6 protein-coding genes are annotated in these 6,109 nt (G+C 67.6%); 3 read left to right on the top strand and 3 right to left on the bottom strand.

Annotated features, from left to right (window positions below; genetic code table 11):
* Positions 1-12: 12 nt before the first annotated feature.
* Together AAF184_24295 and AAF184_24290 are read right to left on the bottom strand one after the other, a co-directional pair.
* Positions 13-858, bottom strand: a complete 846-nt coding sequence (locus tag AAF184_24295; GenBank protein ID MEO0425477.1) for a cobalamin-dependent protein — start codon at positions 856-858, stop codon at positions 13-15.
* Between the two features lie 30 nt (positions 859-888).
* Positions 889-1,374 (bottom strand): hypothetical protein, encoded by a 486-nt coding sequence (locus AAF184_24290; protein MEO0425476.1) that lies wholly within the window; start codon positions 1,372-1,374, stop codon positions 889-891.
* A gap of 171 nt (positions 1,375-1,545) precedes the next feature.
* Between AAF184_24290 and nhaR the strand changes: the two genes are divergently transcribed.
* Both nhaR and mgtE read left to right on the top strand, forming a co-directional pair.
* Positions 1,546-2,481: a transcriptional activator NhaR gene (gene nhaR, locus AAF184_24285; protein ID MEO0425475.1), complete on the top strand. Its 936-nt coding sequence runs from the start codon at positions 1,546-1,548 to the stop codon at positions 2,479-2,481.
* Between the two features lie 138 nt (positions 2,482-2,619).
* Positions 2,620-3,972 carry a magnesium transporter gene (gene mgtE / locus AAF184_24280; GenBank protein MEO0425474.1) on the top strand — a complete coding sequence of 451 codons (1,353 nt, stop codon included), beginning with the start codon at positions 2,620-2,622 and terminating at the stop codon, positions 3,970-3,972.
* An 11-nt stretch (positions 3,973-3,983) separates the two neighbouring features.
* Here mgtE and AAF184_24275 read toward each other — a convergent pair whose 3' ends face one another.
* Positions 3,984-5,210 (bottom strand): patatin-like phospholipase family protein, encoded by a 1,227-nt coding sequence (locus tag AAF184_24275; protein ID MEO0425473.1) that lies wholly within the window; start codon positions 5,208-5,210, stop codon positions 3,984-3,986.
* Positions 5,211-5,363: 153 nt separating this feature from the next.
* Here AAF184_24275 and AAF184_24270 point away from each other — a divergent pair, with 153 nt between their 5' ends.
* On the top strand, positions 5,364-5,897 hold the full coding sequence (locus tag AAF184_24270) for a peroxiredoxin (protein MEO0425472.1): 534 nt from the start codon (positions 5,364-5,366) through the stop codon (positions 5,895-5,897).
* Positions 5,898-6,109: the final 212 nt, after the last annotated feature.

The following is a 6,109-nucleotide window of genomic DNA, read 5'->3' as shown; positions in this document are numbered from 1 at the left end:
GCCGACGGCCGCCTAGCGCGGACGGGTTGTGCGGCGCTGATTCGCCACCAGCTCCTCCAGCCTTTCGATCGCACTCGGTGCAGTGGTGGCCACCGCATCGACGTCGACCAATACCGACAGATCCGGCACCTCCTCCGCGATGTGCCCGCTGACGAGAACGAAGGCTTCCGGGCGACAGATGCGCAAAGCGCTCACCAAGCGAATCAATTCGCTCAGCTGCGCATCGCGGCTGGCGGAAATCCCAACCACCGTGTGGTCACTCCTGCCGAGCGCTTCCACGGCGGCCCTACGGTCCGCTGGCCCTTCCAATTGGATATCCCAACCGTGGGCGCGGAACAGATCCGTGGCGATCGCTGCGCCGAAGCGATGGTCGTCGCCCGGCATGGTCATGAACAACGCGTGGCGACGCGGATCCTGGTGCCGGAGAACGGGCAAGCTCTGGCGCAGGCTGCGCATGATGGCGTAGAGCCGTCCGATCGCCACCGTCACCTGCACGAAGTCGATCCGATCCCGATCCCAGAGCACGCCGAGGTGGCGGGCCGCGCGAGCGAGGTACGCGAGATAGATGGTCTCGATGTCGGTGCCCGTGGCCCGTGCGGCGTCGATGCGGTCAGCCGCTGCGTGCGCGTCAGGGTGGAGGAGGGCGCGAATGAAGGCGTTGAAGGCTGCCGGCGAAGGCGTGCCCGCGGCCTCGCGTGGCGGCGCCTCGTCGCGCAAACGGCTCGCCAGAAGGGACACAACGTCGCCCGCCAGGGCTTCGAGGGCCGCCGCGGGCAGGCGCGCGCGCTGCGCCCCCCCGATCGCGAGGGCGCGGGCGTAGGTGTCTCGTTCTAGGCGAAAGTCGGCGTCGTCTTCCACCTAACGAAACTCCTGGGAAGCAAGTCCTCGCTAACGCGGGACAACGCGTACTAGGCGACCGTTGGCCGCATCGACCTGAATCTCGCAAGCACCTTCGCTCGTGCGCAAGACGATTTCGAAGCGCCGCCCGCCGTCGGGGCCGGCCGCGCACAGGCTCGCCTGTAAGCTCTCGCCGGGGCCGACGGCAGACTTCGCCACGTCCATGGCATCGACCAGGCTGAGCACGGCCCGATCGAGGGCGCGCACGACCCGCTTGCCGCGACGGCCGATGGACTGCACCTGCGCATCGAGCAACTCACTGGTGTTGGCGTCGTAGACCGCCTCGACGATCTTTGCATCGCACACCACCTCCACCTCGACCAGCTGACCGTCGTGGAACGCCTCGCAGGCCTCGCCGTTGAAGGTGGTTTCCGCAGTGGCGATGAGGCTCTCGAGGGTCTCGGAGAGGATGACCTCCGGGGCCAGCGCCAACAGCGGATCGCTGTCCAGGGCGAACGGAATGACTTGATTCTCCATGTCAGCACCTTCGATGATGGTGGGCGTTCTCTTCGCCCGGAGCGACTTGTTCGTGAACTTCGGTCGGGACGTTACGTGGGTGCCTCGGCAGGAAACAGCAGATGTTTCCGTAGCCGAGCTTCGAGGCGCTCGAAGTGACTATTTGAGGAAGGGCCCGGCCGATTCCGCGCAATGAGGATCGGCGAACTGAATGCCGTGCGTCACATCAACTACACCTACCTGCTCTATTTCTGGACCGTGCAACGGGAGGGGTCGGTCAGTCGTGCGGCGGAGGTACTGAATCTCACGCCGCAGACGATCAGCGGGCAGATCAAGCGCCTCGAGGAGAGCATCGGCACGGCACTGTTCCAACGCGACGGCCGCTCCCTGGTGCTCACGGATACCGGCCGTCTCGTGGCCCAGTTCGCGGACGAGATCTTCACCGTGGGCCAGGAGCTCACGCAGATCCTGCGCCACGGCGCCAAGCCACGCTCCCCCAGCTCCGTCGCGGTGGGCATCGTCAATTCCATCGCCAAGCTGATCGCCTGCGAGATCGTGGCACCGGCCCTGGCGCTGGAGGAACCGGTGCGCGTGGTCACCCACGAGGACACGCTGGAGGAGTTGCTCGCCGATCTCTCCGTGCACCGCCTGGACGTGGTTCTGTCCGATCGCTCCCTGCCGAGTGACCTCGACGTGCGCGCCAAGAGCCATCCCCTCGGCCAGAGCGACGTGGCCTTCTTCGCCCGCCCTGACCTGGCCGAGCGCCTCGGGCCCGAGTTCCCGGCCTGCCTCGACGGCGCTCCGTTCCTAATGCCTGCCGTACGCAATTCCCTGCGCACGCGCCTCGAGGTGTGGTGCGCCGAGCAAGACGTGCGCCCCCTGATCGCTGCGGAGATCGATGACAGCGGCTTGTTGAAGGCCTTCGGCCAGGAGGGCATCGGCGTCTTCGTCGCCCCCGCCGTGATCGCCTCACGGGTATGCCAGAGCTACGGCGTGCAGGAGATCGGGCGCACGGGTGGCTCGCTGGTCGAGCGCTACTTCGCCATCCTGCCGGAGCGGCGCATCGCGCACCCGGCGGTGGCGGCGATCACCGAAGCCGGCCAGCGCCGCCTAGACGACATCGCCTGAGCCTGATCGCTCTCGGGGGCTGCGGCGATCGCGAATTCGCCGCGTAGCATCTCCCCCGCTGCGCCGATACACTTCCGTGCCGACGATTCTCGCCATCGCACCACCGCGCGATGGCTCGCAGGGCCCGGGGGTGCACGCATGTCGACAACGCTCGAGAACAAGCCGAGCAAGCTGCAGTCGCTGCGTGAAGCCATCGAGGCCGGTCGCCTCGAGTCCCTGCACCGCGCCCTGCTCTCCATGTCGCCCGCGGAGATCGCCAATCTCCTCGAGTCCCTGCCCGTGGCCGAGCGTCAGATCCTCTGGCGCACGATGGGTAGCGATGAGGAGGGTGAGGTGCTGGTGCACCTCGGCGATGAGGTGCGCTCGGGCCTGATCGGCATCACCGAGACGGACGAGCTGGTCGAGGCCGCCGACGCGCTGGAGCTCGACGACCTCGCCGACATCATCGGCGACCTGCCGGAAGCGGTGACCCAGCGACTGCTGCAGTCGATGGACACCCAGGACCGCGAACGTCTGCATCAGGTCCTCGCCCTGCCCGAAGACACGGCCGGCGGCCTGATGAACACGGACACGGTGACCGTGCGCGCCAACGTGACCGTCGACGTGGTCCGCCGCTACCTGCGCATGCGCGGTGACATTCCGAACGACACGGACCGCCTGTTCGTCGTCAACCGCTACGGCAACTACCTCGGCACCCTCCACGTCACGGCCCTGCTCGTGAACGATGACGAGGTGCGCGTCGGCGAGGTGATGGAGACTGGCGAGAACGCCATCAACCTGAACGCCACGGCCCAGGATGTGGCGCGCCTGTTCGCCGACCGCGACCTCGTGTCCGCCGCCGTGGTGGACGACGACGGCCGCCTGGTCGGCCGTATCACCATCGACGATGTAGTCGACGTGATCAGCGAGCAGGCCGAGCACAACATGATGAGCATGGCGGGCCTGGACGAGGACGAAGACCTCTTCGCCCCGGTCAGCGTGAGCGCCCGTCGCCGTGCCGTCTGGCTGGGCGCCAACCTCGCCACGGCCTTCCTCGCCGCCGGCGTGGTGGGCATGTTCGACGAGACCATCGGTCAGGTCGTCGCCCTCGCCGTGCTGATGCCGGTAGTGGCCAGCATGGGTGGTATCGCGGGCAGCCAGACCTTGACCTTGGTGATCCGCGCCATCGCCCTCGGGCAGATCGAGAGCAGCAACGCGCGCCTCGTGCTGCGCCAGGAGCTTGCCGTGGGCGCGCTCAACGGGGTTGGATGGGCCCTGGTGGTGGCTGCCGTCGCCGCCTTATGGTTCCGTTCGCCCGAGCTCGGCGTGGTGATCGCCGCGGCCATCCTGCTCAACTGCATCTGCGCCGCCGTCGCCGGCGTCGCGATCCCCCTGCTCCTGCGTCGCTTCGGGGTGGATCCGGCCCTGGCCGGCAGCGTCGTGCTGACGACCGTCACCGACGTCGTCGGCTTCCTCGCCTTCCTCGGCCTGGGCGCGCTGTTCCTGGTCTGAGCGACCGCCGGTTATGAGTTGATCGGCAGGCGCTTCGCCGAGTGCAGAGGCTCCGCATCGCTGCCGGCTTCCAGGAAGCGCTTCAGTGAATCGCGCTGGGCCAAGCAATCGCGGTACCCCAAGCGCATGATTTCGCGGCAGTACTGGCCATCGAAGAGCAGGAAGCTCGCCAGCGCCTCACCCCCGCCCAGGGCTCCCAACATCATCTTCGACGCACCGGGAAAACGGTGCGCGTGGCGGGCCGCGATCGCGTTGATGTCACGGCTGGGCTGGATCACGTAGGCGGGCACGCGACGGAACTGATTGGCGCGCCGCTCCCCCTCTCGCGCCTCGCCTAACATGTTGTTGAGGCGCGTGAGCTGCTCGAGGTCGTTGTAGAGCCCGTCTTCGAACACCGCATCCAGCAGGTAGCCCACCATCTCGCCGAGGGACGGTCTTGCAAGCTCCGGCACGTCGCCGAGCGACGGGTCGCGCACGGCCACCACCAGCAGGCGATCCGCCCCGAGGTGGATGGCCGGACTCAGCGGCGCCGACTCGCGCACAGCGCCGTCACCGAAGAAGTCGTTCTGCATGCGCACCGACGGGAACACGAAGGGGATCCCCACGGCCCCCATCAGGTGATCCAGACTGATGTGGCAGGGCCGCCCCTCGCGACGGGCGCGACGCCAGGGCTTCACGCTGTCCTCCGACTCGAAAAACGCCACCGTGCGACCGCAGCGAAAGCCCGCCGCCGACACAGCCACCGCGCGCAGGGCGCCCACGCCGATCGCGTGCTGGATGCGGGCCAGACGCAGGTGGGTCTCCAACAGCTGGCGCAGGGGCGTGTTGTCGAGGAGCGAGACCGGCACGTTGCGGCCGAGGCCGCCGCGGGCCAGAGACCAGCCCCAGCGCGCCAGGTTGCCCGCCGCCCCCGGCCAGTCGCAGCGGAAGACCTTGTCTACGGTAAAATGGCGCCACACCCCGCTCAGGCGGGCCACGCCGTGACGAAAATCCAGGGCCGAACAGGCCAGGGACACGGCATTGATGGCGCCGGCCGAGGTGCCGGTGATGATGGGGAAGGGACAGCGCTGCGCGTCGAGGATCTCGGCGATACCGCGCAGCACGCCCACCTGGTAGGCCCCGCGCGCACCGCCACCTGGGAGCACCAGGGCCGTGCCGCCGCCGCCCTGGGAATAGGAGGCGGCCGCCCGTAGCGTGGCGTCGGCGTGCTCTGCAGGTGGCAACTGCCCGTGACCCAATGCCGCTCCTGTTATCGTAATTTCTGCTTCGCACATACCGAGCGCGAGTGAATCACCGCACCGTCGCGCAACGAAACTTGACCGTGCAGCCGTGTTGAAACGGCCAACATCGGCCATCAGGATGCCCGCGGATGGCCCGGAAAAGGATACGACATGATGATGACCACCCTGAATCGACTGGCGCTCGGCGTCACCCTCTTCGCCCTGGCCACCGCCAGCGCCCTCGCCCTGGACGCCGGCCAACCCGCGCCCGACTTCCGCCTACAGGACCAGAACGGCGAGTGGCACGACCTGGAGAGCTTCGCCGGCCACTGGGTTGCCCTCTACTTCTACCCCAAGGACGACACGCCGGGCTGCACCACCGAGGCTTGCGCCTTCCGCGATGACATCTTCAAGTTCAAGAAGATGGGCGTGAAGATCGTGGGGGTGAGCCTGGACGACGTGGCGTCACACCAGGAGTTTGCGGAGAAGTACTCGCTGCCCTTCACCCTGCTGTCCGATCCGAAGGCGGAGATGGCGAAGGCGTACGGCGTGTTGCGCAGCCTTGGCCCCGTGAAGATGGCGAAGCGGCAGACGTTTCTGATCGACCCGGAGGGGAAGATCGCGCGGCACTATCCGCGGGTGAATCCCGACAACCACTCGGAAGAGGTGATGACGGATCTGTCGGCGTTGATGGCGGCCAACTGATACCCGCAAAAGCGCATCGGGCGGCGGCGCTGACCGCCGTCCGACTCCCCTCAGGTGGGTTGCGGTGCGGGACGGACGCCGCCCGCGCCTCGCAGAGACCGCACAGCCCCATCCAAGCCATCCAGCGTCAGGGGATACATCCGCTCCCCCATGAGCCGCGACACGATCTGCACCGACTGCGTATAACCCCACTCCTCCCGCGGCAACGGGTT

Source organism: Pseudomonadota bacterium (assembly GCA_039815145.1).
In the GTDB taxonomy this organism is placed as follows: Bacteria; Pseudomonadota; Gammaproteobacteria; order Steroidobacterales; family JBCBZW01; genus JBCBZW01.
This window is presented reverse-complemented; position numbering and strand designations above follow the sequence as displayed.